The organism is Bradyrhizobium agreste (genome assembly GCF_016031625.1).
Taxonomy (GTDB): Bacteria; Pseudomonadota; Alphaproteobacteria; order Rhizobiales; family Xanthobacteraceae; genus Bradyrhizobium; species Bradyrhizobium agreste.
On sequence record NZ_JACCHP010000002.1, the window covers coordinates 232,362 to 259,014 of the forward strand.

Annotated in this window: 22 protein-coding genes; 8 read left to right on the plus strand and 14 right to left on the minus strand. The window is 65.6% G+C overall.

What is annotated here, in order from left to right; genetic code table 11:
• Positions 1-2 precede the first annotated feature (2 nt).
• Complete coding sequence (locus HZZ13_RS03835; protein WP_197958319.1) at positions 3-1,088, minus strand: Ppx/GppA phosphatase family protein; 1,086 nt, start codon at positions 1,086-1,088, stop codon at positions 3-5.
• Between the two features lie 210 nt (positions 1,089-1,298).
• Here HZZ13_RS03835 and HZZ13_RS03840 point away from each other — a divergent pair, with 210 nt between their 5' ends.
• On the plus strand, positions 1,299-3,671 hold the full coding sequence (locus HZZ13_RS03840) for a xanthine dehydrogenase family protein molybdopterin-binding subunit (RefSeq protein WP_197958320.1): 2,373 nt from the start codon (positions 1,299-1,301) through the stop codon (positions 3,669-3,671).
• A 100-nt stretch (positions 3,672-3,771) separates the two neighbouring features.
• Here the strand turns inward: HZZ13_RS03840 and HZZ13_RS03845 are convergent, their stop codons facing one another.
• Positions 3,772-4,572: a hypothetical protein gene (locus tag HZZ13_RS03845; RefSeq protein WP_197958321.1), complete on the minus strand. Its 801-nt coding sequence runs from the start codon at positions 4,570-4,572 to the stop codon at positions 3,772-3,774.
• A gap of 105 nt (positions 4,573-4,677) precedes the next feature.
• Here HZZ13_RS03845 and HZZ13_RS03850 point away from each other — a divergent pair, with 105 nt between their 5' ends.
• From HZZ13_RS03850 to HZZ13_RS03860, 3 genes are all read left to right on the plus strand, one after another.
• The gene (locus HZZ13_RS03850) at positions 4,678-5,169 is read left to right on the plus strand and encodes a YaiI/YqxD family protein (RefSeq protein ID WP_197958322.1); all 492 of its coding nucleotides are present in this window, start codon (positions 4,678-4,680) and stop codon (positions 5,167-5,169) included.
• Positions 5,170-5,171: 2 nt separating this feature from the next.
• Entirely contained in the window at positions 5,172-6,986 is a 1,815-nt protein-coding gene (locus HZZ13_RS03855; RefSeq protein ID WP_197958323.1) for an ABC-F family ATP-binding cassette domain-containing protein, read from the plus strand.
• A 106-nt stretch (positions 6,987-7,092) separates the two neighbouring features.
• Positions 7,093-8,172, plus strand: coding sequence for a D-TA family PLP-dependent enzyme (locus HZZ13_RS03860; RefSeq protein ID WP_197958324.1), 1,080 nt, complete (start codon positions 7,093-7,095; stop codon positions 8,170-8,172).
• 201 nt (positions 8,173-8,373) lie between these two features.
• On the opposite strand, the gene HZZ13_RS03865 is transcribed toward HZZ13_RS03860, so the two are convergent.
• The 9 genes from HZZ13_RS03865 to HZZ13_RS03905 form a co-directional block, all read right to left on the minus strand.
• Entirely contained in the window at positions 8,374-9,342 is a 969-nt protein-coding gene (locus HZZ13_RS03865; RefSeq protein WP_197958325.1) for an IS110 family RNA-guided transposase, read from the minus strand.
• Positions 9,343-9,630: 288 nt separating this feature from the next.
• Positions 9,631-10,860, minus strand: coding sequence for a BaiN/RdsA family NAD(P)/FAD-dependent oxidoreductase (locus HZZ13_RS03870; protein WP_197958326.1), 1,230 nt, complete (start codon positions 10,858-10,860; stop codon positions 9,631-9,633).
• Between the two features lie 148 nt (positions 10,861-11,008).
• Positions 11,009-11,926 carry an SDR family NAD(P)-dependent oxidoreductase gene (locus tag HZZ13_RS03875; protein WP_197958327.1) on the minus strand — a complete coding sequence of 306 codons (918 nt, stop codon included), beginning with the start codon at positions 11,924-11,926 and terminating at the stop codon, positions 11,009-11,011.
• A 121-nt stretch (positions 11,927-12,047) separates the two neighbouring features.
• Positions 12,048-12,527: a MaoC family dehydratase gene (locus tag HZZ13_RS03880; RefSeq protein ID WP_197958328.1), complete on the minus strand. Its 480-nt coding sequence runs from the start codon at positions 12,525-12,527 to the stop codon at positions 12,048-12,050.
• 127 nt (positions 12,528-12,654) lie between these two features.
• Positions 12,655-14,373 (minus strand): AMP-binding protein, encoded by a 1,719-nt coding sequence (locus HZZ13_RS03885; protein ID WP_197958329.1) that lies wholly within the window; start codon positions 14,371-14,373, stop codon positions 12,655-12,657.
• Positions 14,373-15,293, minus strand: coding sequence for a 3-hydroxyisobutyrate dehydrogenase (mmsB, locus tag HZZ13_RS03890; RefSeq protein WP_311972599.1), 921 nt, complete (start codon positions 15,291-15,293; stop codon positions 14,373-14,375). Before mmsB ends, HZZ13_RS03885 begins: the two co-directional genes overlap by 1 nt.
• The gene (locus HZZ13_RS03895) at positions 15,289-16,353 is read right to left on the minus strand and encodes an enoyl-CoA hydratase/isomerase family protein (protein WP_197958331.1); all 1,065 of its coding nucleotides are present in this window, start codon (positions 16,351-16,353) and stop codon (positions 15,289-15,291) included. The genes mmsB and HZZ13_RS03895 overlap by 5 nt, the downstream gene beginning before the upstream one ends.
• Positions 16,350-17,495 carry an isobutyryl-CoA dehydrogenase gene (locus HZZ13_RS03900; RefSeq protein ID WP_197958332.1) on the minus strand — a complete coding sequence of 382 codons (1,146 nt, stop codon included), beginning with the start codon at positions 17,493-17,495 and terminating at the stop codon, positions 16,350-16,352. Before HZZ13_RS03900 ends, HZZ13_RS03895 begins: the two co-directional genes overlap by 4 nt.
• Before the next feature lie 182 nt (positions 17,496-17,677).
• Positions 17,678-19,174, minus strand: a complete 1,497-nt coding sequence (locus HZZ13_RS03905) for a CoA-acylating methylmalonate-semialdehyde dehydrogenase (protein WP_197958333.1) — start codon at positions 19,172-19,174, stop codon at positions 17,678-17,680.
• Between the two features lie 102 nt (positions 19,175-19,276).
• Here HZZ13_RS03905 and HZZ13_RS03910 point away from each other — a divergent pair, with 102 nt between their 5' ends.
• The gene (locus HZZ13_RS03910; RefSeq protein WP_197958334.1) at positions 19,277-20,185 is read left to right on the plus strand and encodes a LysR family transcriptional regulator; all 909 of its coding nucleotides are present in this window, start codon (positions 19,277-19,279) and stop codon (positions 20,183-20,185) included.
• Positions 20,186-20,188: 3 nt separating this feature from the next.
• Here HZZ13_RS03910 and HZZ13_RS03915 read toward each other — a convergent pair whose 3' ends face one another.
• Positions 20,189-20,806, minus strand: coding sequence for a TetR/AcrR family transcriptional regulator (locus tag HZZ13_RS03915; protein WP_197958335.1), 618 nt, complete (start codon positions 20,804-20,806; stop codon positions 20,189-20,191).
• Between the two features lie 69 nt (positions 20,807-20,875).
• Positions 20,876-21,403 (minus strand): PaaI family thioesterase, encoded by a 528-nt coding sequence (locus tag HZZ13_RS03920; protein WP_197958336.1) that lies wholly within the window; start codon positions 21,401-21,403, stop codon positions 20,876-20,878.
• A gap of 154 nt (positions 21,404-21,557) precedes the next feature.
• On the opposite strand from HZZ13_RS03920, the gene HZZ13_RS03925 reads away from it, so the two are divergent.
• The 3 genes from HZZ13_RS03925 (at position 21,558) to HZZ13_RS03935 (ending at position 25,238) form a co-directional block, all read left to right on the plus strand.
• Positions 21,558-22,328 (plus strand): enoyl-CoA hydratase, encoded by a 771-nt coding sequence (locus HZZ13_RS03925; protein ID WP_197958337.1) that lies wholly within the window; start codon positions 21,558-21,560, stop codon positions 22,326-22,328.
• Between the two features lie 272 nt (positions 22,329-22,600).
• On the plus strand, positions 22,601-23,797 hold the full coding sequence (locus HZZ13_RS03930; protein ID WP_197958338.1) for an acetyl-CoA C-acyltransferase: 1,197 nt from the start codon (positions 22,601-22,603) through the stop codon (positions 23,795-23,797).
• 151 nt (positions 23,798-23,948) lie between these two features.
• Positions 23,949-25,238 (plus strand): MFS transporter, encoded by a 1,290-nt coding sequence (locus tag HZZ13_RS03935; RefSeq protein ID WP_197958339.1) that lies wholly within the window; start codon positions 23,949-23,951, stop codon positions 25,236-25,238.
• Here HZZ13_RS03935 and HZZ13_RS03940 read toward each other — a convergent pair.
• Positions 25,235-26,635, minus strand: coding sequence for a carbohydrate porin (locus tag HZZ13_RS03940; RefSeq protein ID WP_197958340.1), 1,401 nt, complete (start codon positions 26,633-26,635; stop codon positions 25,235-25,237). The genes HZZ13_RS03935 and HZZ13_RS03940 overlap by 4 nt on opposite strands.
• Positions 26,636-26,653: the final 18 nt, after the last annotated feature.

Here is a 26,653-nt window from a genome sequence, read left to right on the forward strand (position 1 = left end):
ACTCACCAGCTCCTGAGCGCGCCGTCCTCGCGCATCATCTCGACCAGCATGCCCTCGCGCAAGCCGCGGTCGGCGACCCGCAGGCGCGGCAGCGGAAAGGCGCGGCGGATGGCATCGAGAATGGCGCAGCCGGCCAGCACGAGATCGGCGCGCTCGACGCTGATACAGCTGTTGTTCGCGCGCTCCTCGTAGCTCATGCCGAGCAGCTTGTTGATGGTCGCGGTGATATCTGAGTCGTTCATCCAGATGCTGTCGATGCGGCGGCGGTCGTAGCGCGCCAGATTGAGATGAATGCCGGCCAGCGTCGTCACTGTGCCCGACGTGCCGAGCAGATGCATGTCGACGAGATCGCGGCCGTGCTCTTCCGCGAACGGCGCGACGTGGTTTGCGACCTCCTGCTCCATCGCCGCATAGATCTCCGGCGTGACGTCGCGGCCGCCGAACTGCTCGGCGAGGGTGACCACACCATACGGGATCGACATCCAGGCTTTTATGCGCGGCTCAGGATTGGTGGCGTCGCGCTCGATCCGCACCAGCTCGGTGGAGCCGCCGCCGATGTCGAACAGGATTGCGCCCCGTCCCCTGGGGTCGACCAGCGGCGAGCAGCCCAGCACGGCGAGCGTGGCCTCGGTCTCGCGGTCGATCACCTCGAGCTCGATGCCGGTTTCGGCCGCAACGCGGCTGCAGAAACCTTCCGCGTTCGAAGCCGCACGGCAGGCTTCGGTCGCGATCAGCCGCAGCCGCCTCGCCTTTCGCAAATTGATCTTGTCGCGGCAGATGCTGAGCGCGGCGATGGCGCGCTCGATCGCGGCATCGCTGATGCAACCTGTCGCCGAGACGCCCTCCCCGAGCCGGATGATGCGCGAGAAGGAATCGACGACGCGAAAGCCGTCCTGGGTCGGACAGGCGATCAGCAGCCTGCAATTGTTGGTGCCGAGGTCCAGCGCCGCATAGACGCCGGTTCCCGGCGCCTGCGCGCCGACGGCCGGATCGGTGGCCAACGCCACCGCCGCCATCGACCCCTCCAGCTCACCGTGCGGCCCATGCTGGCTCACATGGCCGTCGCGGAGCCGCGTGTGGTCATTCATACAAACTGTCTTTCCGCGGCCGGTCGGGCCGGTCTGGAATTGATTTTTCGCCTGAAACATTAGCAGCGCGGCAGGCCTGCGCAACATCGCATCACATGGGACCATGTCCAATCGTGCGTTGTCGTGAACGGGGGTGGTGGGCTATCTCAAGGGCGTCCGGTGCTCCGCTGCCGCGAAAATGCGCAAATGCCGGCTTTTCAGGTCAATTCCATGCAAGAACACACCAAATCGTCCACGCTCGAGAACGCTATTGCACTGCAAAAATATGGCGTCGGGCAACCGGTCCGCCGCAAGGAGGACGACACCCTGGTGCGCGGCAAGGGCCGCTACACCGACGATTTCAACCTGCCGAACCAGGCCTATGCCGTCATCGTCCGTTCCACCCACGCCCACGGCATCATCCGCGGCATCGGCCTCGATGCCGCCAAGGCGATGCCGGGCGTGCTGGGGGCGTGGACCGGGAAGGATCTCGATGCCGCCGGCTACGGCCCCTTCACCTGCGGCCTGCCGCTGAAGAGCCGCGACGGCTCGCCCCTGCTGCAGACCAACCGCCAGCCGCTGGCGACCGACAAGGTCCGCTTTGTCGGCGATCCCGTCGCCTTCGTGGTGGCGGAGACGCTGGCCCAGGCGCGCGACGCGGCCGAGGCGGTCGAGCTCGACATCGAGCCGCTGCCGGCGGTGACCGATCCCGAGGAAGCCGCCAAGCCCGGCGCGCCGCAGCTCTATGACCACATTCCGAACAACGTCGCGCTCGACTACCATTACGGCGACGCGGACAAGGTCAACGCGGCCTTCGCCAGCGCCGCTCACGTGACCAAGCTCGACATCGAGAACGCCCGCGTCGCCGTGGTTTCGATGGAGCCGCGCGTGGGGCTTGCCTCCTACGACACGAAGACCGAGCGCTACACGCTTCAGGTGCCGACCCAGGGCGTTGCCGGCAACCGCGCCAACCTCGCCAAGAACCTGAAGGTGCCGAACGAGAAGGTGCGCATTCTCACCGCCAATGTCGGCGGCTCCTTCGGCATGAAGAACATCAACTATCCCGAATATATGTGCATCCTGTATGCGGCGAAGGCACTGGGTCGGCCGGTGAAGTGGCTGGACGAACGCTCCACCAGCTTCCTCTCCGACAGCCACGGCCGCGCGCAGAAGATCCATGCCGAGCTCGCGCTCGATGCCGAGGGGCATTTCCTCGCCGCCAAACTGGCCGGCTACGGCAATCTCGGCGCTTATATCACGGGGGTTGCGCCGAGCCCGCTCTCGCTGAACACCGGCAAGAATTTTTCCAGCGTCTACCGGACGCCGCTGATGGCAGTCGACATCAAGACGGTGCTCACCAACACCACGCTGATGGGTGCTTATCGCGGTGCCGGCCGGCCGGAGGCGAACTATTACATGGAGCGGCTGATCGACCGCGCCGCCGACGAGATGGGCATCAACCGCCTGACCTTGCGCAAGCGCAACTTCATCAAGCCGAACCAGATTCCGTTCGCGGCATCCTCCGGCGTCACCTATGACAGCGGCGACTTCCCGGCCGTGTTCAACAAGGCGCTCGAAATCTCCGACTACGAGAATTTCGCGAAGCGCAAGAAGGAGAGCCGGAAGGCCGGCAAGCTGCGCGGCATCGCGGTCGGCTCCTATCTCGAGGTCACCGCACCGCCCGGCGTCGAGCTCGGCAAGATCGTGTTCGACCCCGACGGGACGGTGCAGCTGATCACCGGCACGCTCGATTACGGCCAGGGCCATGCCACGCCGTTCGCGCAGGTGCTGTGCGAGCAGCTCGGCGTCCCCTTCGAGAGCGTGAAGCTCGTGCAGGGCGATAGCGACATCGTCCACACCGGCAACGGCACCGGCGGCTCGCGCTCGATCACTGCGACCGGCCAGGCCATCGTGGGCGCCGCAAAGCTCGTCATCGAGAAGGGCAAGCGCGCCGCCGCGCACATGCTGGAAGCGTCCGAGGCCGACATCGAATTCGCCGATGGCCGGTTTACGATCGCCGGCACCGATCGCAGCATCGACATCATGGAGCTCGCCAAGCGGCTGCACGACGGCAAGGTGCCGGATGGCGTGCCTGACAGCCTGGACGTCGATCATACCAGCGAACCGGTCGCCTCGGCGTTCCCGAATGGCTGCCATGTCGCCGAGGTCGAGATCGATCCGGACACCGGTGTGGTGCAGATCGTGCGCTACAGCGCAGTCAACGATTTCGGCACGGTGATCAACCCGATGCTGGTCGCGGGCCAGCTCCATGGCGGCGTGGTCCAGGGCATCGGCCAGGCGCTGATGGAGCACATCCGCTACGACGAGAGCGGCCAGCCGATCACGGGCTCGCTGATGGACTACGCCCTGCCGCGTGCCGAGGACGTCCCCAACATGACGATCGGCGATCACCCGGTGCCCGCCACGACCAATCCGCTCGGCAGCAAGGGTTGCGGCGAAGCCGGCTGCGCCGGCAGCTTGTCCACGGTGGTGAACGCGGTCCTCGACGCGCTCTCGGACTACGGCATCAAGCACATCGACATGCCGCTAACCCCGGAGCGGGTGTGGCGCGCGATCCAGGACGCGAAGGCCAAGGCGGCGTAAGGGCCGTTCGTCATTCCGGGGCGGTCCGCAGGACCGAACCCGGAATCTCGAGATTCCGGGTTCGATGCTTCGCATCGCCCCGGAATGACGTTTCCGGTGATTACGCCGCCGTCTGCTCGCGCGGCTGGTAGATTGCGGTGTGCTGGCAATGCGCGAGCGGCGTCGTGCCGTTGGCGACGACGAGGCCGTCGAGCTCGACGAAGCGGTGGCCCTTCTTCTCGTAGTTCGCGGTGACTCTTGCGCGCGCGGTGATCTCGTCGCCGGCCCGCGCAGCCGCTAGCAGCTGCATGCGGCTGCCGACGTGAATCCAGGGGCCCAGAATGGTGTTGTCCACCAGCACGCGGTTCATGACGCGCTGGATCAGCCCGGGATGGCCGAGCCCCTCGCGCGTAAAAATCGGATCGGCCTCCCTGACATCGGCGAGATAGTCCGCCGCATCCTGCCCGGCCCAGCGGCGCGGGGTCGTTCCGAGCCATTTGCCCATTTCGAACGTCGCAGGACTGACAGGCTTGCGCTCGGCGACGGCGGGGACTTCGACATAGTCGCTCAGCGGCACCGCCGGCGCGGCCGCCGGCAGCGAGGCCGTCCCGGTCGCGCAGAGCTCGGTGCGGCTGAACACCTCGATGGTCAGCAGGCCGTTGTGCTCGGTGGCATCGACATCGGCGCTCTCGCCGTCATAGACCGGCTTGATGAAGCGGGCCTCGACCAGCCCGCGAGAGAGGAAATCGCGGCCCCAGCGCGCGATCGGCACGTGCATCATGTAGGCGAAGACGTCGACGCCGGGGACCAGCCCGCCGGAAAAGCCGAAGCGGCGCGCAACATTGTCATCATGCATCTTGTTTTCGGATTGTTTCGCGGTGTTGTAGGCCTCGACGCGGTAGGTTTCGAGCCGGCTCGGCATGGCTTGGCTTTCCCGTTCTTATTGTTTCAGGAGCGATCGTAGGGCCTGAGGAACTGGGGTCAATCCCCTCGCCTTTGCGGCCCGAATGCGGTACCACGCGGCGGAATGACCGAGACCCCGACCCGCATCTATGTCGACGCCGACGCCTGTCCGGTGAAGGACGAAATCTATCGCGTCGCGATCCGGCACGGCGTGCCCGTCAGCGTGGTCGCCGGCAATTTCATTCGCGTGCCGCAGGACCCGCTCATCGAGCGCGTTGCCGCTGGGACCGCCATGGACGCCGCGGACGATTGGATCGCCGAGCGCGCGAGGCCGGGCGACATCGTGGTGACCTCGGACATTCCGCTGGCCAGTCGCTGCGTCAAGGCGGGCGCCGACGTGATCGCCCCGAACGGCAAGCCGTTCACGGAGGAGTCGATCGGCATGACGCTGGCGGTGCGCAATCTGATGACCGATCTGCGCTCGGCGGGCGAAGTCACCGGCGGCCCGCGCTCGTTCTCGCCGCGCGACCGTTCCGCCTTCCTCTCGGCACTCGACCAGACGCTGCGCCGGATCCAGCGCCGCCGCGCAGATCAGGCCGCAACGAGTCAGGGCTGACCATGGCGCCGCCGCTGATCCAACTCAAAGACATCCGGCTGACATTTGGCGGAACACCGCTGCTGTCGGGCGTCGAGCTCAACGTCGCGCCATCCGAACGGGTCTGCCTGATCGGCCGCAACGGCTCCGGCAAGTCGACGCTGCTGAAGATCGCAGCCGGCCTGATCGAGCCGGACTCCGGCACGCGCTTCGTGCAGCCCGGCGCAACGGTGCGCTACCTGCCGCAGGAGCCGGATTTCGGCGCGCACCAGACCACGCTCGCCTATGTTGAGTCCGGGCTCGCGCCGGGGGACGACCATCACCAGGCGCGCTATCTGCTGGAGCAGCTCGGCCTCACCGGCGAGGAGGACCCGCATAACCTCTCCGGCGGCGAGGCCCGTCGCGCAGCGCTGGCCTTTGTGCTGGCGCCCTCGCCCGACATTCTGCTGCTGGACGAGCCGACCAATCATCTCGATCTTGCCACCATCGAATGGCTGGAGCAGGAGCTCGATTCCAGGCGCAGCGCGCTCGTGATCATCAGCCACGACCGCCGCTTCCTCACCAATCTCTCGCGCTCCACCGCCTGGCTCGATCGCGGCAGGATCAAGCAGATCGATCGCGGCTTTGCCTCGTTCGAGAGCTGGCGCGACGAGGTGCTGGCCGAGGAAGAGCGCGACCAGCACAAGCTCGATCGCAAGATCGTCGACGAGGAGCACTGGCTGCGCCACGGCGTCTCCGGCCGGCGCAAGCGCAACGTCAAACGCCTCGCCAATCTGCACGCGTTGCGCGCCCAGCGCCGCAACTACCGCGGCACCGCCGGCAGCGCCAATTTGGCAGCTAGCGAAGCCGAGCAGTCCGGCAAGCTGGTGATCGAGGCGAAGGGCATCACGAAATCCTATGGCGAGCGCAAGATCGTCGAGAATTTCTCCACCCGCATCCAGCGCGGCGACCGGCTCGGCATCATCGGTCCGAACGGCGCCGGCAAGACCACGCTGGTCAATCTGCTGACCGGCGGCTTGCCGCCCGATTCCGGCACAATACGGCTCGGGGCCAATCTGGAGATGGCGACGCTCGACCAGCACCGCGAAAGCCTCGATCCCAAATCGACCCTGGCCGAAGCGCTCACCGGCGGCCGCGGCGATCACGTCATGGTCGGCGGCAAGCCGAAGCACGTGGTCGGCTATATGAAGGACTTCCTGTTCGCGCAGGAGCAGCGCGGCACACCGCTGGAGGTGCTCTCCGGCGGCGAGCGCGGCCGGCTGATGCTGGCGCGCGCGCTGGCAAAGCCGTCGAATCTCCTGGTGCTGGACGAGCCGACCAACGATCTCGATCTCGAAACGCTCGACGTGCTCGAGGAGATGCTCGGCGACTACGAAGGCACCGTGATCCTGATCAGCCACGACCGCGACTTCCTCGACCGCGTCGTCACCTCCGTGATCGCGCCCGAGGGCAACGGCAAGTGGATCGAATATGCCGGCGGCTACAGCGACATGCTGGCGCAGCGCGGCGCCGATTTGAAGCGCGAGACGGCGAAGGCGCAAGCGCCAGTGGAGAAGAAAGAGGAGCGCGCCGCAACTCCGGCCGCGTCGGCACCCAAGCGCAAGCTGAACTTCAACGAGAAACACGCGCTGGAAACGTTACCGAAGAAGATAGAAACGCTTCACGCCGATATTGCAAAATTGCAGCGCGTGCTCGACGATCCCAACCTCTACGCCAAGGATCGCAAAAAATTCGACGACACCTCGGCCGCCATCGCCAAGGCGCACGAAGAACTGTCCGCTGCCGAAGAGCGCTGGCTCGAACTCGAAATGCTGAGGGAAGAGATCGAGCAGGCATAAGTTCGTAGGATGGGTAGAGCGAAGCGAAACCCATCGCTTAACGGGAATTTCTTCTGGGTTTCGCTTCGCTCTACCCATCCTACGGGTCCGGAAATAGAGAGATCATATGACCACTCCCCTCGCCGCAAAAATCGCCCGCGAATACGGCACGCCCTGTGCCGTCATCGACATGGACAGGGTCGAGCGCAACATCGCGCGGATCCAGAACGCCTGCGACGACGCCGGGATCGCCAATCGTCCGCACATCAAGACGCACAAGAACCCGACGATTGCCAAGATGCAGGTCGCGGCCGGCGCCAAGGGCATCACCTGCCAGAAGCTGGGCGAAGCCGAGATCATGGCCAATGCCGGCATCGACGACATCCTGATTAGCTACAATCTGCTGGGCGAAGAGAAGATGGCGCGCCTCGGCGCGTTGCAGGCGAAGGCCAACATGACGGTGGCAGCCGACAATTCGACCGTCGTCGCCGGCCTGCCCAAGGCGGCTGCGGCGTCAGGCCGGCCACTCTCGGTCGTGGTCGAGTGCGACACGGGGCGCAAGCGCGCGGGCGTCGAGACGCCGGCCGAGGCGATTGCCCTGGCGCGCGAGATCGCGGCGTCTGAGGGACTCGAGTTCGCCGGCTTCATGCTGTATCCGACCGAGACCGGCTGGGCCGAGGCGCAGAAATTCTACGACGAGGCGCTGGCCGGCGTACGCGCCCACGGGCTTGACGCCAAGATCGTCTCGACCGGCGGCACGCCGAACCTCGTCAATATCGGCAAGCTCAAGGGCGGCACCGAGCATCGCTTCGGCACCTACATCTACAACGATCGCATGCAGGTCGCCGCGGGCGTCGCCTCCTGGGACGATTGCGCTCTGCACATCTATTCGACGGTGGTGAGCCGCGCCGCGCCCGAGCGCGGCATTCTGGACGCCGGCTCGAAGACGCTGACCACTGATACCGGCGGGCTCGACGGCCACGGCCTGATCCTGGAGCACCCGGAGGCCAGGATCGCAAAGTTCGCCGAGGAGCACGGCTTCCTCGACCTGTCCCGCAGCAACACGCGCCCCAATGTCGGCGACGTCGTCCGCATCGTGCCGAACCATGTCTGCGTCGTCGTCAACATGATGGACGAGGTCGTGATGGTCCGCGGCGAGGAGATCGTCGGCACGCTGCCGGTCGCGGCGCGGGGGAAGCTGCGATAGGGTTCGTAGCAACCATTAAACGGTAGCTGCCTTTGGGGTCGTCTGCGTCTTCCAATGATGACGCCGTGCTCGCGGCGGTCAAGGCGTGGCCTGGCGGCAGATCAGGTGAGGTTAGGGCGAGCGACGGCCATCCTTGACCGCCGCTGCGCGCGACGTCGTGAGCAGCTGCAGGTCGGGACGAAGAAACGCGTGCCGGTCGAACTAAGAAACAGGGAATGATCGCATCGGTGGTTCGCCGCACCACGGCGTGCCGCGAGCCACCACGGCGTTGACGAAGATGAGCATCTTCCTGGCACAGGCAACGAGCGCGCGTTTGTGTTCCTTTCCGGCGGCAGTCAGCCGTTGATAGAGCTTGATGAGCTGCGGATTCCCTCGAAACGAAGCCGCCAGTGAAGCAGTATAAAGGGCACGACGCAGCCGCTTTCGTCCGCCCTCGATGTGTCGAACCCCGACCTGGTCACCGCTGTCGTCGTCATACGGCGCAAGGCCGGCGAGAGCGACGGCTTGCTCGCGCGTAACCCGTCCGATCTCGGGCAGACGCACCAGGATGGCAACGGCAGTCGGCAGCCCGACGCCATCGACGCTATTGATCAGCGCAAGCCTCTCGGCAAGATCGGGATACTTGCGGATCGAGGCGACCAGAGCCTTGAGTTCGGCGCTCTCACGTTGCTCCAGGCGAGCGATATCCTCATGCCAGAGCTTGTTGATTGCCACGTTACGGCAGCTCTCGATCCTATTCTTCAGGCGCGCGATATCCTCGCCGATCTGATCGATCATGGTCAGTTGCTCGGCGAACGACAGCAATCGAGGATCGGGTGCGGCGTGGATCTTGCGCACCGCCGCGGTACAGACGGCAATAAGAGCGGCATCAATCTTATCGTTCTTGGCCCGCCGCGAGTGGAATTTGGCATAGGCCCGGACTTGAGCCGGCTGGAACACCACAACCACAAACCGCTTGCGCCGCAGCTCGACGACGACAGGCTGCTCGTAACCGCCGCTCGCCTCGATGCCGATGCGTCTAACGCGGTGTTGTCGTAGCCACGCCAACAAAGTCGCATGACCTTCCGGCGTGTTTTTCACCTGCAGCTGCTCGCGGCGACCCTCGATCGCCACGTCGAGCTTCCGTTTGCCGGTATCGATCCCGGCACAGATCGTGGTATGCTTGGCCATCTTCGTCGATCCCTCCCTTGTGATGCGAACCTAAAGTTCGTTCAACCATTCGGGTCCCGATGAAGTGCCGATCGCGATCTCGCTACGTCAGACAGCCCTCAAGGCTTCGATGGGTACCGATCCGATCGAACGGCGACCCAGCTCGGGCGGCTACCCGGGCTGGGCCATTCCTCACGGAACGGCTCATTATAGGCGATCGCGCTAATACAAGGATGGGTAGAGCGCAGCGAAACCCATCGCTACCTGCGCGGGGCTTGAGATGATGGGTTTCGCTGCGCTCTACCCATCCTACAAGTTAAGCCACGCCAACACGCCCCGCCCCGCCGCAGCCCCGGTCGCGAACGAGGCCTGCAGCAGATAGCCGCCAGTCGGCGCTTCCCAGTCCAGCATCTCGCCGGCTGCGAACACACCTTGCAGCTTGCGCAGCATGAAGTGCTCATCGAGCTCGTCGAACAGAATTCCGCCTGCCGTCGAGATCGCGCGATCGATCGGAGCGACACCGGTGAGCTGAACCGGAATGGCGTTGATGAGCTGCGCGAGCTCCGCCGGCGAGAACGATGCCAGCGTTCGGTCGGAGGCAATGGCCGCCTCCTGCATCAATCCGATGCCGACCGGCGACAATTGCGCGGCCTTGCGCAGGAAGTTCGCCAGCGATTGCTTGCCGCGCACGCCCGACAGCCGCGTGGTCAGCGCCGCGGCGTCGAGGTCGGGCCGCAACGCGATCATCATCGTCGCCTGCCCGAGATTCAGCACGGCCTCGCGCAGTTCCGCCGACAGCGCGTAGATCGCGCCGCCTTCGATCCCGCTGCGGGTGATCATGGCTTCTCCGCGCACCGTGTGCTCGCGAAGCGTCAGCGCCACGCCCTTGAGCGGCTGACCCTCGAAACGGTCGCGGAACACGTTTGACCAAGCGACCGTGAAGCCGGAATTGGCCGGCCGCAGTTTTGAGACGGCAATGCCCTTTGCGGCGAGGATATCGACCCAGCTGCCGTCCGATCCGAGCCGCGGCCAGCTTGCGCCGCCGAGGGCGAGCAGCGTGGCGTTCGCTTCGAAGGTGCAGACGCCTTTCGGCGTCTGAAAGATCAGCCGGCCCTCGTCGTCCCAGCCGACCCAGCGATGGCGAAAGGCAAAACGGGCACCGGCGGCATCGAGCCGCCGCAGCCAGGCGCGCAGCAAGGGCGAGGCCTTGAACGCCTTGGGAAACACCCGTCCGCTGCTGCCGACGAAGGTCGGCTCGCCCAGCGCCTCGCTCCAGGCGCGCAGTGCATCCGGCGAAAATGCCTCGACCGCGGCCCGCAGCTTCGGTGCCGCCTCGCGGTAGCGCGCCATGAATTGCGGCAGCGGTTCGCTGTGGGTGAGATTGAGCCCGCCGCGGCCGGCCATCAGGAATTTGCGCCCGGCCGACGGCATCGCGTCGTAGACCGTGACGCGGGCGCCGCCCTGCGCCAGCACCTCCGCCGCCATCAGCCCGGCGGGACCGGCGCCGATGACGGCGATGTGGTTGTCAGGTGAGATCATGGCGGGAGATTAGGGCAGATTTTCGCGCCGGAAACAGTGTCATTCCGGGGCGCGCGTTGCGCGAGCCCGGAATCCATCGGACGGCAGAGTTGGTGGCGCGATGGATTCCGGGTTCGTCGCCTTGCGACGCCCCGGAATGACAGCGGGGCTAAAGCTTGATCCCCGCCCGCGCCGCGGCCTGCGCGACGTATTTCTGCGTCTGCTCGAACGCGCCCTGCAGGGCCCTGGCCTTCGACATGTCGCTGATCTCGGCGAAATGCGCGGCGATCGCATCCGGCGTCCACTCGCTCTCCGGCAGATTGATGCCTTCGCTCTCCACGATCTTGATCACCGCGAACGAGCCGGCACCGGCGCCCATGATGGTGCGGGTCGGGGCATCCTCGCTCAGCATGTACTCAACGGCGGGCGTGATCGCGTTCGGCTTCATCAGCTGCAGCGCCTGCGGCGGCAGCAGCTCTTCGGTCATGCGCGTCGCCGCCGTTGGCGAGATGATGTTGACGCGGATGTCGTTCTTGCGGCCCTCCTCGGCGAGCACGTTCATCAGGCCGACCATGCCGGATTTCGCTGCGCCGTAATTGGCCTGGCCGAAATTGCCGTAGAGACCGGAGGACGACGTCGTCAGCACGATGCGGCCGTAATTGCGGTCGCGCATGCCGGCCCAGGCCGCCTTGCAGCAATAGAAGGTGCCGACGAGATGCACGTCGAGCACCTTCTGGAAATCGGCGACCTCCATCTTGCCGAACGACTTGTCGCGCAGGATGCCGGCATTGGCGCACAGGAGGTCGACGCTGCCCCATTCCTTGGTGGCGCGCTCGACCATGGCGGTGACCTGCTCGAAATTCGAGACGTCGGCGCCGTCGGCCATCGCGGTGCCGCCGGCTTTGCGGATCTCCTCGACCACGGCTTCGGCCGGCGACAACGAGCCGCCGGTGCCGTCTCGCGCGCCGCCGAAATCGTTGACCACGACCTTGGCGCCGCGGCTCGCCAGCCCCAGCGCATGCGCCTTGCCGAGACCATTGCCCGCGCCGGTGACGATGGCGACGCGTCCGTCGAACCTGATTGCCATGAGTGCGTTTCCCAGATGTTAGACCGGTCATGGCCGGGCTTGACCCGGCCATCCATCAAAATCGACAGGCTTTTGAGCAGCGATGGGTTGCCGGGTCAAGCCCGGCAACGACGGCGCCGGCTTACGCGAAATAGATCAGGCCAAGCCAATCCGCGACCAGCGCCGGCTTGTCCTCGCCTTCGATCTCCACGGTGACGTTAGTGCGGGACTGCAATTCGTTCGGCTTGCGCAACCTGGCCTCCGCCAGCACGAAGCGGCCGCGCACGCGCTTGCCTGACCGCACCGGCGAGATGAATCGCAGCTTGTCGAAACCGTAATTCACGCCCATCGTGGTGCCGGCGATGACAGGCATCACCTCGTAGGACATGATCGACAGCAGCGACATCGTGAGAAAACCGTGCGCGATGGTGGTGCCGAAAGCGGTTTCCTTCTTCGCACGCTCCGGATCGACGTGGATGAACTGGTGATCCTCGATCACGTCGGCATAGGCGTCGATGCGCGGCTGGTCGATCAGGTGCCACGACGATACGCCGATCTCCTTGCCGACCATGCCCTGATAGGCCTCGAGCGTAACAGGCGGCTTCTTCCAGACTTCGTTCATGGTAACTCCAATTGCCGTCATTCCGGGGCGCGCGAAGCGCGAGCCCGGAATCCATTTGACAGCGGACTCTGCCGCAAAATGGATTCCGGGTTCGATGCTGCGCATCGCCCCGGAATGACAAGCTCCACTATGTCTCACTCCGTGTCTTCGCCAGCTCCGGAAAATCCTCCTCACGGAATTCCCGGCCACGCAGCGGATCGGTGCGATCGTCGTCGCGTTCGAGCCGTCGGAGCTGCACGCGGCGGATCTTTCCAGAGATCGTCTTCGGCAGCTCGGTGACGATTTCGAGGCGGCGGATGCGCTTGAACGGCGCCAGACGCGCGTGCAGGTGCTTGAAGATGGACAGCGCGGTCTCCGGCGCGCGTTCCGCACCCGACGTCAGCAGCACGAAGGCCTTGGGAATCGCGAGCCGGATCGGGTCGGGGCTCGGCACCACCGCGGCTTCCGCGACCAGCTCGTGCTCGAGCAGCACGCTCTCGAGCTCGAACGGGCTGATGCGGTAGTCGGAGGATTTGAACACGTCGTCGGACCGGCCGACGAAGGTGAGGTAGCCGTCCTCATCCGAAAACACGACGTCGCCACTGCGATAGAGCGCGCCTTCGGCGCCGGACAATTTGCCGTCGTCGCCCTGATAGCCTTGCATCAGGCCGGCGGGGCGGTCAGCGCCCAGCACCAGCGTCACCTCGCCCTCCCTCGCGGGATGGCCGTCGGCATCGCTGATCTGCACGCGATAGCCCGGCAGCGGCCGGCCCATCGAGCCGATCTTGATGGGCTGGCCCGGCGAGTTGCCGGCGAGCGCCGTGGTCTCGGTCTGGCCGTAGCCGTCACGAATGGTGAGGCCCCAGGCGGCCTGAACCTGATCGATCACTTCAGGATTGAGCGGTTCGCCGGCGCCGCAGACTTCGCGCAAAGCCACCTTGAACGAGGCGAGGTTCTCCTGGATGAACAGCCGCCACACCGTCGGCGGCGCGCACAGCGTGGTGACGCCGCAGCGGCCGATGGTGGCGAGCAGCGCCTTCGCATCAAAGCGAGGCTGGTTCACCACGAACACGGTCGCGCCCGCATTCCACGGCGCGAAGAAGCAGCTCCAGGCATGCTTGGCCCAACCGGGCGAGGAGATGTTGAGATGGACGTCGCCAGGCTTCAGGCCGATCCAGTACATGGTGGAGAGATGGCCGACGGGATAGCTGCGCTGGCTGTGCCGTACCAGTTTTGGCTTTGCCGTCGTGCCCGAGGTGAAATACAGCAGCATCGGGTCGTCGGCGTTGGTCGGGCCGTCGGGCTTGAAGCTCTCGGAAGCGTTGGCCGCTTCGTCATACCCAAGCCAGCCGTCGGAGGCCGCGCCGACGACGATGCGGACGACGTTCTCCGCGCCCAAGCTCGCGAACTTCGCCACCTGGTCCTGCGCGGCGACCACCGCCTTCGCCTTGCCGCGATCGAGCCGGTCGCGCAGCTCGTCCGCGGTGAGCAACGTCGTGGCGGGAATGACGACGACGCCGAGCTTCATCGCCGCGAGCATCGTCTCCCACAGCGGAACCACATTGCCGAGCAGCAGCAGCAGATGATCGCCGCGCCTCAAGCCCTGGGCGCGGAGGAAGTTGGCCACCTGGTTGGAGCGGCGCGACAGCGCCGCGAACGACAGTTTTGTCTGTTTGTCCTGCGCGGCATCGACGATCCAGAGCGCGGGGCGGTCCCTACTTTCGGCATTGGCCGCCAGCTCGGCGTCGAACCAGTCGAGCGCCCAGTTGAAAGGAACCTGATCGGGCCAGCGGAAACCTCTGACCGCGGCCTCGTAATCGGTGCGGTGTTGCAGAAGGAACGCGCGTGCTTCCTGGAATGTGGTCATCAAGCTTTCCCGGCTAAGCTCCTAACGTGCTTGATAATTCCGGAAAAATCCACCCCGCCATGGCCGGCTGCGTCGAAAGACTGATAGATCTCCTGGGCATGCTTGCCGAGCGGCGTCGCCGCGCCCGCAGCCTTGGCCGCATCCTGCGCCAGGGTGAGGTCCTTCACCATCAGCGCCGAGGCAAAGCCCGGCTTGTAATCGTTGTTGGCCGGCGAGGTCGGCACCGGGCCCGGCACCGGGCAATAGGTCGTCAGCGACCAGCACTGGCCCGACGAGGTCGAGGCGACATCGAACAGCGCCTGATGCGAGAGCCCGAGCTTTTCAGCCAACGCAAAGGCCTCGCTGACCGCGATCATGGAAATGCCGAGGATCATGTTGTTGCAGATCTTGGCGGCCTGGCCGGCACCGGCGCCGCCGCAATGCACGATCTTCTTGCCCATGTTCTCGAGCACGGGCTTTGCCGCGGCAAATGCCTGCTCCTCGCCGCCGCACATGAAGGTGAGCGTCGCACCCTTGGCACCGCCGGTGCCGCCGGAGACCGGTGCATCGACCGAGAGCACGCCGTGCTTGGCCGCAAGCGCATGCGCGGCCCGCGCGCTTTCGACGTCGATGGTGGAGCTGTCGATGATCAGCGCGCCCTTGGTCATGACGGGCACGACCTCGTTCCAGACGCCGAGCACGTGCTTGCCCGCGGGCAGCATGGTGACGACGACATCGGCGCCCTTCACCGCGGCGGGCGCGCTCTCGGCGATGCTGGCGCCATCGGCCTTGGCCTGATTACGGGAGGCTTCGACGAGATCGAACGCCACCACCTTGTGGCCGGCCTTGACGAGGTTGGCCGCCATCGGGCCGCCCATGTTGCCGAGACCGATGAATGCGATCGTGGCCATTGTCGTTTCCTCCGCTGTTGCGTTGTTAATTGAACCTCAGCTCGTCCGCGCCGATGTCGGCGAGATAGGGCGCAAGCATCTCCGGCGTCACATCCTCGATCCGCGGCGGCGACCAGGTCGGGTTGCGGTCCTTGTCGATCACGGCGGCGCGCACGCCCTCGCGGAAATCGTCGCTGCGGAAGACCTCCAGCGCGGCGCGGTATTCGCGCACCAGGCACTCTTCCAGGCGCGATCCGCGCGCAAGCCGCAGCAGCTTCAGCGTCACCACCATGCCGCGCGGCGATTTTTCGTTCAGCGTCTTCAGCGTCGCCAGCGCGAACTCGGAGCCATCACGCTTCAGCGCAGCGATGATGTCTTCCATGCGGTCGAAGCCGAACAACGCATCGATGATGGGCTCCCTGGCGGCGACCGGCCCCGCGGTCTCGCCGGTGGCAAAACCACCAATGAGCTTGCCGACATCGGCAGCGGTGGCACCAAGGCACAGCTGCGTCAGCGCGTCACGCAGTTCGGGCAATCTCGCCGCCGGCACGACCCAATCGGCAAACCTCGCATGGATCGCGTCCGGCCCGTTCATGGTCTGGCCGGTCAGCCCGAAATAGGTGCCGATCTCGCCCGGCGCATGCGACAGCAGATAGGTGCCGCCGACATCGGGGAAGAAGCCGAGGCCAACTTCCGGCATCGCCAGCTTGGTGCGGTCGGTGACGACACGATGGCTGGCATGGGCCGACAGCCCGACGCCGCCGCCCATCACGATGCCGTCCATGAAGGCGACATACGGCTTCGGGAACTTCTTGATCCGGGCATTGAGGATGTATTCCTCACGCCACAGGATCTTGCCGAGATCGCCACCAGCCTTCGAGCTCTCCCAGAGCGTACGAATGTCGCCGCCGGCACACAGGCCGCGCTCGCCGGCGCCTTCCAGCAGGATCACGGCAATTGCAGGATCAGCTTCGAAGCGATCGAGCGCCCTGTCGATGTCGCGAAACATCTCCAGCGTCACGGCATTGATCGCCTTGGGCCGGTTCAGCCTGATGATACCGGCCGCGCCTTCGATGCGCGCGATCAGATCGCCCTCCTCCACCCCGCTCATCGCGCGCCCTCGATCAATTTGCGCGCCACGATGAGCCGCATGATTTCATTGGTGCCTTCGAGGATCTGGTGCACGCGCAAGTCGCGCACGATCTTCTCGATGCCGTATTCGCTGAGGTAACCGTAGCCGCCGTGAAGCTGCAGCGCATGATTGGCGACCTCGAAGCCGACATCGGTGCCGAAGCGCTTGGCCATCGCGCACAGCATGGTGGCGTCGGGGTCCTTGCGGTCGAGCGCCGCCGCAGCGCGCCACAGGAAAGTGCGCGCGGCCTCCAGCTCGATTGCCATGTCGGCGAGACGGAATTGCAGCGCCTGGAATTCGTCCAGCCGCTTTCCGAACGCCTTGCGCTCCTTCATGTAGGCGCGCGCTTTGTCGAGCGCTGCTTGCGCGCCGCCGAGCGAACACGCCGTGATGTTGAGGCGACCACCGTCGAGGCCGGCCATCGCGATCTTGAAGCCCATGCCCTCCTCGCTGAGGCGATTGGCAACGGGCACGCGGGCGTTCTCGAACATCACCGCGCGGGTCGGCTGCGCGTTCCAGCCCATCTTTCGCTCGTTGGCGCCGAACGAGACGCCCGGCGTCTTACCGTCGATCACGAGGGTCGAGATGCCGCCGGGGCCATCGCCGCCGGTGCGCACCATCGCGACCAGCAGATCGGTGCCGCCGGCGCCGGAGATGAACTGCTTCTGGCCGTTGAGGACGTAATGGTCGCCGTCGCGCACCGCGCGGGTGCGGAGCGCGGCCGCGTCCGAGCCGGCGCCCGGCTCGGTCAGGCAGTAGCTCACGATCAGCTCCATGGTGCAGAGCTTCGGCAACCATTGATGGCGCTGGGTGTCGCTGCCGAAGGCATCGATCATCCAGCTCGCCATGTTGTGGATGGAGATGAAGGCCGAGGTGGTCGGGCAGCCCGTCGCCAGCGCCTCGAAGATCAGCGCCGCGTCGAACCGCGTCATCGCGGATCCCCCGACATCCTCGCGGATGTAGATGCCGCCGATGCCGAGCTTGGCCGCCTCGCGCATCACGTCGACGGGGAAATGCTTCTCCTCGTCCCAGCGCAGCGCGTGCGGCGCGATCTTCTCGGCCGCAAACGCCAGCGCCATGTCGCGAAGGATGACCTGATCCTCGTTCAGAGCGAACTGCATTTCAAAACCCCCGCCGGCTAGGGTCACCTCTCCCCTGCGGGGAGAGGTCGATTTGCGCAGCAAATCGGGTGAGGGGGCGCTGCTCCGACGAGAGACCGTAACCCCTCACCCGGCGCTCCGCGCCGACCTCTCCCAAAGGGAGAGGTAATTTCCCGATGCCGCTGGAGCTCACACCAATCGTACTACTTCATCAGCGGGATCGAGAACTCCGCGCCTTCCTTGACGCCCGACGGCCAGCGCGAGGTCACCGTCTTGGTCTTGGTGTAGAAGCGGACCGAGTCCGGACCGTGCTGGTTGAGATCGCCGAAGCCCGACTTCTTCCAGCCGCCGAAGGTGTAATAGGCGATCGGCACCGGGATCGGCACGTTGATGCCGACCATGCCGACGTTGACCCTGGCCGCGAAGTCGCGCGCGGCATCGCCGTCGCGGGTGAAGATGGCAACGCCGTTGCCGTAGTCGTGGTCGGACGGCAGCGCCAGCGCTTCCTTGTAATCATGCGCGCGCACGACCGAGAGCACGGGGCCAAAGATCTCTTCCTTGTAGATCCGCATGTCCTTGGTGACGTTGTCGAACAGCGAACCGCCGAGATAGAAGCCGTTCTCGTAGCCCTGCATCTTGAAGCCGCGGCCATCGACGGCGAGTGTTGCGCCTTCCTTGATGCCGATATCGATGTAGTTCTTGACCTTCTCGACCGCCTCGCGCGTCACCAGCGGCCCGTAATCGGCCGAGGGATCGATCGAGGTGCCGATCTTCAGGGATTCGACGCGCGGGATCAGCTTTTCCATCAGGCGGTCGGCGGTGGACTTGCCGACGGGGACCGCGACGGAGACGGCCATGCAGCGCTCGCCGGCGGAGCCGTAGCCGGCGCCGATCAGCGCATCGACAGCCTGGTCCATGTCGGCGTCGGGCATGACGATGGCGTGGTTCTTGGCACCGCCGAAGCACTGGCAGCGCTTGCCGGTCTGGGCGGCGCGCTCATAGATGTACTGCGCGATCGGCGTCGAGCCGACGAAGCCGACGGCCTTGATGTCGGGGTCGTCGAGGATGGCGTCGACGGCTTCCTTGTCGCCGTTGACGACGTTGAGGATGCCGGCCGGCAGGCCCGCCTCGATCATCAGCTCGGCGAGCTTCATCGGCACGCCAGGATCGCGCTCGGAAGGCTTGAGGATGAAGGCATTGCCGCAGGCGATCGCGGGGGCAAACTTCCACATCGGGATCATCGCCGGGAAGTTGAACGGCGTGATGCCGGCGACGACGCCGAGCGGCTGGCGCATCGAATAGATGTCGATGCCGGGCCCGGCGCCTTCGGTGTACTCGCCCTTCATCAGATGCGGGATGCCGCAGGCGAATTCCGCGACCTCGAGGCCGCGCTGGATGTCGCCCTTGGCGTCCGGCACGGTCTTGCCGTGCTCGCGCGCGAGCAGCTCGGCGAGCTTGTCGTAATCGCGCTGCACCAGCTCGACGAATTTCGTCATCACCCGCGCGCGGCGCTGCGGGTTGGTGGCGGCCCACTCGGGCTGTGCGGCGCGCGCGTTCTCGACGGCGGCGCGGACCTCGGCCTTCGACGCCAGCGCTACCTTGGCCTGGACGTCACCGGTCATCGGCTCGAAAACGTCGGCGGTGCGACCAGAGGTGCCCTTGACCTCCTTGCCACCGATGAAATGTCCGATTGAACGCATGGAATGGTCTCCTTCAGGCCGAGCGTGGTCATTTTGACAAATCCTATTGACCTGCATTTTATAGGATTCAAGTCTGAGATAATGCACCATAGATGTGCGAAAATGCTGGATCAAGGCGCTATCGATTGGGACGACTTTCGCTTCGTGCTGGCCATCGTGCGGGGCGGCTCGGTCTCGGCTGCGGCAAAACAGCTGGGGGTCGACCATGCGACAGTGATCCGCCGCGTCGACCGGCTGGAGAAGCACCTCTCGGCCAAGCTGTTTGACCGGCGCAAGACCGGCTACCTCCTCACCGAGGCGGGCCAGCGCGTCGCCGACAGCGCCGAAGCCATGGAATCCACCATCGTCGCCAACCAGGAGCAGGTCGGCGGCTCCGTAGCGCGCCTGACCGGCACCGTGCGGATCGGCGCGCCTGATGGCTTCGGCACCGCCTTCCTGGCGCCGCGGCTGACACCGTTCGCAGACCGCTATCCCGATCTCGACCTGCAACTTGTGGCGACCGCACGGCTGTTCAGCCTCTCCAAGCGCGAGGCCGACATCGCCATCAGCCTGACCATGCCGAAGGAAGGCCGCATCGTCGGCCGCAAGCTGCTCGACTACCGCCTCGGGCTCTATGCCGCCCCTGGTTATCTCGACCGTTTCCCGAAAATCGCCTCAAGGCAGGACCTGACGCAGCACCGCTTCGTCGGCTACATCGAGGAACTCTTGTTCACGCCGGAGCTCGACTATCTGCCGCAGGTGTCGCCGCGGATCTCGGCGCGCTTTCGCAGCGCCAATCTGATCGCGCAGCTCAACGCCACGCTCTCGGGCTTCGGAATCGCCGTCCTGCCCCACTTCATGGCGAGCGATTATCCGCAGCTCGTGGCCGTGCTGCCGGACGAGATCTCGATCACACGGACATTCTGGATGCTGATGCACGCCGACAGCAAGGACTTGGCGCGGATCAGGGCCGTGGCGGATTACATCAGCGAGATCGTGGAGCGCGAGCGCGCGCTGTTTGCGGGGCGATAGGGCCTAGCTTTTCGCCTTCTTCGCAGCAGCAGCCTTCGGCTCACGCTTCGCGCCCTCGAGCGCGTGGTCCCGGCCCGCCTTCAGCACCTCGTCGGACAATTCGCTCGAGCCGGCGATGCGCGCCAGCAGCATGGTACCGGCCATCGTCGCCAGCGTCGCGATCGCCTGCTTGCGCGCCGCCTTGCGCGGCATGTTCGGGATGGTGTCGGTCAGGGTCTCGATCATCTCGTCGAGCTTGCCGGCAAAGGCCTTGCGTGTCTTCGGGCTCTCGCGGGCGATCTCGGCACCGAGCGCGGGAATCGAGCAGCCGTGACCGGGATTGTCGCGATGCAGCGCGGACAGATAGCTTTCCGCGATCAGCGCCAGCCGTTTTTCCGGAGCGGCCTCGCCGGTGAGCTTGCGCCAGTGTTCCATTGAACGGTCCATGGCGTAGGCAAAGGCCTCGATCACCAGCGCCTCCCGGGAATCGAAATGCGCATAAAAGCCGCCGTGGGTCAGGCCCGCCTCCTTCATGAGGTCGGCGACGCCGATGCCGTGGGCGCCCTTTTCCCGCAGCCGCACCGAGGCCTTCTTCACGATGCGATCGTGGGTTTCCTGCTTGTGTTCCCGGGAATAGCGCATGCGAAGCTCATTGGATGTCGGAGATCATCTCATAGCACAGAAACGGACCGGTACGTGCATTAATTCACGTCAAGACATCGCGTTCATGGAGAAGGTTGCCGTCGCATGGACGGCGAGCGCACCCTTGCCGTCGCGGACGAAACCTTCGGTATAGCTGGTCTGCCGCCCGAGCTTGATGATCTTGCCCTCGGCCGAGATCAGCCCCGAGCGAACCGACAGCGGGCGCAGATAGGTCAGCTTCAGATCGAGGGTCACCGAGCTTTGTCCGGCCTCGAGCCGGGTCGAGATGGCACATCCCATGGCGGTATCGAGCAGCGCCGCCGCGGTCGCGCCATGGAGCAGACCAATGGTGTTTTCGAGATCCTCGCGCGGCTCCAGTTCCATGACGATCCGGCCCGGCTCGACCACGGCCATCGTGAAGCCGATCAGCTTGGCGAAGGGCGGCGGCGGCAGCCGGCCGTCGCGGATGCCCAGCATGGCATCCATGCCCGACAGGCCCATGGCCGCCCGCGCGACCGGCGCGGGCGCCTGCCAGTCCACCACGCGCTGGCGCCGCTGCGCGGGCGAAAACAGGTCGGGTTGATCGTCACCGGTCATGGCAGCCTCTTTAAATGATGATTGTCATACTATGCCACGGACTTCACGCTGGCAACCCGCCCTCCCTGCCGCTTGACAAGAACTACGTTTCGGCCCGGAAGTGATCCCGACCGGCGCGCCCCGCGCATGTCCACGAAAGCCTCGAGACTTAACGATGGAAATGCTCAACCACCATTGCGGCGTGACGCGCGATGCGCGCGGCGTCGTTCATGTCGCCATCTGCAACGCCGGCGCGCTCAACATTCTCGGCTCGCCGGTCACCGACGCCGTGCGCGAAGGCCTGCAGCAGCTCGCATCCGACCGCAGCATCCGCGCCGTGGTGCTGCGCGGCCAGAGCGAGAAGAGCCTGATCGGCGGGGCCGACATCAAGGAGATGGCGGGGCTCGACCAGACATCTGCTGAAGCCTTCATCAGCCGCCTCCGCGACCTCTGCGAGGCGGTGCGCCAGTTCCCCGCCCCGGTCATCGCACGCATGCCAGGCTGGTGCCTCGGCGGCGGGCTCGAAGTGGCCGCGGCCTGCGACTTCCGCATCGCCACGCACGATGCCCATTTCGGCATGCCGGAGGTGCGTGTCGGCATCCCCTCGGTGATCCATGCCGCGCTGCTCCCGCACCTGATCGGCTGGGCCCGCGCGCGCTGGCTGGTGATGACGGCGGAGAACATCGATGCCCCGACAGCGCTGGCGTGGGGCCTGGTCGACAAGGTCGCCGCGCCTGGCGAGCTGGATGCCGAGGTCGAGCATCTGGTGAAGGCTTTGCTGGAATGCGGTCCCGAAGCGCTGCGCTCGCAAAAGGCGTTGCTGCGGCGATGGGAGGAGCTGCCGCTGACGGAGTCGGTGAATCTGAGCGTCAAAGTCTTCGGCGAGTCGTTCCTGACCGACGAGCCGACGCGGCTGATGGGCGCGTTTGTGAACCGGAAGCGATAGGACCCGGGCTTTCGGTGCCCCGGACGCAGCGCACCTTTGCGGTGCGCTGCTGAGCCGGGGCCCATGCACCAACAAGGCCGGCGCGAATCTGGTCCCGGCTCTGCGTCGCAACGTTGCACGTTGCGCCGGGTCCGGGACACGCACGAGCAAGTCACCGCCCCAACAATTCTCATCCGACCCACGACATTTTCTCACCCCGGCCGCGGTTGCATTTTTTGCGTCGCATCATATGATGATCATAATCTTACACGTCATCGCCAGGGAGTTCCATCATGGCCGAAGCCGCCGATCCCGTCGTCATCGTCTCCGCCGCACGCACCCCGCTCGGCCGATTCATGGGCGAGCTTTCGCCGCTTCCGGCGCATAAGCTCGGTTCACACGTGATCGGGGCGGCGCTGGAGCGCGCCAGGCTTGCGCCGGAGAAGATCGACGAGGTCTTCATGGGCTGCGTGCTGCCGGCAGGCCAAGGCCAGGCGCCGGCGCGACAGGCGGCACGCAGCGCGGGGCTACCCGATGCGACCGGCGCAACCACCGTCAACAAGGTCTGCGGCTCCGGCATGAAAGCAACCATGCTAGCGCACGACATTATCCGCGCCGGCTCGGCCGACATCGTCGTCTCCGGCGGCATGGAGAGCATGAGCAACGCGCCCTATCTGCTGGCCAAGGCGCGCGGCGGCTATCGCGTCGGCCATGATCGCATCATCGACCACATGATGATGGACGGCCTGGAGGACGCCTACGAGACCGGCCGTTCCATGGGCGATTTCGGCGAAGCGACCGCGGAAGCCTATCAGTTCACCCGCAAGGATCAGGACGCCTATGCGATGGAGACGCTCACCCGTGCCCGCAAGGCCGTCGAGGGCGGCGCGTTCAACGCCGAGATTGCACCGATCACGCTGACCGAAAAGGCCGGACCGCGCGTGATCGCCAATGACGAGCATCCGCTCAAGGTCGACCCCGCCAAGATCCCCGAATTGAAGCCGGCGTTCCGCGCCAACGGCACCATCACGCCGGCCGCCTCCTCCGCCAATGCCGACGGCGCCGCCGCGCTGGTTCTGACGAAGCGCTCGCTTGCTGACCGGGACGGCCTGCCGGTTCTCGCCGAGATCAAGGGCCACGCCACCCACAGCCAGGAGCCGCAATGGTTCACCACGGCGCCGATCCCGGCGATCCGCAAGCTGCTGGACAAGGTCGGCTGGGCTGCCTCCGATGTCGACCTGTTCGAGATCAACGAGGCTTTCGCAGTCGTGGCGATGGCGGCGCAGCGCGACCTCGGCATTCCCCGCGACAAGCTGAACGTCAATGGCGGCGCCTGCGCGCTGGGCCACCCCATCGGCGCGACCGGCGCGCGGCTGATCGTGACGCTGCTGCATGCGCTGGAGGCACAGAACCTCAAGCGCGGTGTCGCGGCGCTGTGCATCGGCGGCGGCGAAGCCACCGCAATCGCCGTCGAGCGGCCGGCGCGCTGATCGTCAATGTCTGAAATTGAGGGAAGTTCGACATTTCAGACTTCCCCTATTTGTGCCAGTTTGGCAGGCGTGGCGAGCCCGCTACTGACACAGCGTTGGCAGCAAACACGCTCTAAGTAATGCCCCTCCTTTCGGTCTCCAAGGAAATTAGATGATCTCGAACTGGCTCGCGGCAACCCTCAATCGCCGCAACATCCATTACGGCTGGGTGATGGTCGGCGTGACCTTCCTTGCCGCGCTGATCAGCGCCGGCACGGTCGGCGCGCCCGGCGTGTTCATCGTTCCCCTGCAGAAGGAGTTCGGCTGGAGCACGGCGGAGATCTCCTCCGCGCTGTCGATCCGCTTCATCCTGTTCGGACTGATGGCGCCGTTCGCGGCCGCCCTGCTCAACCGCTATGGCCTGCGCAACGTCACGCTGGCCGCCCAACTGATCGTGGTCTCAGCGCTCGTGCTCTCGCTCGGCATGACGGAAGTCTGGCAGCTCATCGCCCTGTGGGGCGTCGTGATCGGGATCGGCACCGGCATGACGGCCTTGGTGCTCGGCGCGACCATCGCCACGCGCTGGTTCGCGGCAAGGCGCGGCCTCGTCGTCGGCATCATGACCGCGAGCGTTGCAACCGGGCAGCTCGTGTTCCTGCCGCTGCTGGCGAGCCTCACCGAGCGCTATGGCTGGCGGCTCGCACTCGGCTTCGTCTGCATCATGCTTGCCGTTTCCGCGCTGGCCGTGCTGCTCGCGATGCGCGATCGCCCCAGCGACGTCGGCCTGCGGCCATTCGGCGATGAGGGCACCGAGCCTTTGCCCGCCCCGCCGGTCAGTCACGGCTCGATCACGGGCGTTGCGCTCGGCACGCTGCGCGACGCCTCGACATCGACGGCGTTCTGGATTCTGTTTGCGACCTTCTTCGTCTGCGGCGCCTCCACCAACGGCCTCGTGCAGGTGCACCTGATCCCGATGTGCCTCGATTTCGGCATACCGCAGGTGCAGGCGGCGAGCCTGCTGGCGGCAATGGGCATCTTCGACTTCTTCGGCACGATCATGTCGGGCTGGCTGTCGGACCGCTACGACAATCGCTGGCTCCTGTTCTGGTACTACGGTTTGCGCGGGCTCTCGCTGATCTTCCTGCCGTTCAGCGATTTCTCGTTCTACGGCCTCTCGGCCTTCGCGATGTTCTATGGTCTCGACTGGATCGCGACGGTGCCGCCGACGGTGCGGCTCACCGCGCAAAAGTTCGGCCCCGAGCGCGCCAATCTGGTGTTCGGCTGGATCTTCGCCGGCCATCAGCTCGGCGCCGGCACGGCCGCGTTCGGCGCCGGGTTCTCGCGCACGGCCTATCAGAGCTACCTGCCCGCCTTCTTCATCGCCGGCGCGCTCTGCGTGTTCGCGGCCCTGATCGTGCTGGCGCTGTCGCGGCAGCCGAAACTACAGCCGGCGGCGGCCTAGTACCGGATGGTGGTGGTGGCGCCGAACACTGCGGCGTCACCGATCCGCGAAACGCCGGTCGGATCGTTCGGGTTGGGGACGCCGCCGGAGGGGCGGAACACGTACTGGAAGTAGGGCGCGATCAGCCAGCCCGGCTTGATGTGCGCCTCGTAGATCATCTCGATCAGCGTCTCGTTGCTGCGCAGCGGCCCCAGCACGCCGGTATAGACATTCGTGTCGATGTCGAGCTTGCGCGCGGTGTTCGAGATGCGCATGTAGGCCATTGCCACGCCGAAACGGTCGAGCGAACGGCCGGGCGTGAAGCCGACGAAGCCGATGCCGCCGTCGAGATAGAGGTCGATCAGGTTGCGATCCGGCGGGCTGTAGGCGATGCGGCCGAACGCGGTGACGCCCGGCAGCGAGGCCGAAGTGCTGTTCTCCTTCACCTCCGGCGGGCGATAGAGCACCTGCTCGATCACCGCGAAGATGCCGTAATTGCCACGAAGCTTTGCCGGAATGCCGCTGCCTGAGGGATCGGCGATCGACTGGCCTTCCACCGTGAAGCGCTGACTGTCGAACGCGCCATAGTGCTTCCAGGCGCCGGGCGTGACATTGCCCGCGAGCGGACGTCCCCCCATGTCGATGTCGTAGCTGAAGCGGACCTGCCCGATCACCCAGGGAAGATCGTTGACGCGGAATGCGAGACCGTGATGGTCGCGCAACTGTGGATCCTGATCGCCCGGCCCCGAGGGATCGCCGTTGAATACCGCGCCATAGGCGGTGATCTGGTCCGATAGCGCGGCCCTGATGCGAATGCCGGGCACCGCGATCGGCGGGGCCGGGCCACCGGCCGGAAGGTTGGAAGCCTTGATCGCGGGCCAGCCGAACGTGCCATTGACGAAGAGGTCATCGGTCTGGCTGTCGAAGAACTCGACGTCGGCAGCCTGCTGGCCGGCCCTGATGTTCAGCCGGTCATTGAAGAAGCTCTGCTCGAAATAGGCGTTGTAGAGCCGCTGGTCCGGCAGCGCCTCGATCTCGCTGATGGTGGCGAGGTTATGGATGTAGTTGCGGGAGAGCCCGCGGCCGTAGATCACGAGGGCATTGGCGTAGAAGCGACCGCCGGTCCAGCCGACCAGCTTGTCGAGATCGGCATCGACCGAGAGGTCGAGGCGGCCGAAATGGATGGCGCCGCGCTTCACGCCGCCGGTCGTGTTGCCGATGTTGTCGGCGATGAAGGTAGCCCCGAAATTCAGGCCCTTGTTGGTGAGGCCGTCATGCCACTCGTTGAACCATTTTGGCGCCAGCCATGCGGCCGCGCTTTCGTCCTTGGCGCCGGCGAACGCCTCGGTGCTGGCGGCAGCGCAGGCCAACGCAATTGCGGCGCGTCGCAATGGAAATCGAACAGCAGTTCCGATCACGGCTGATACCGGCTGGCC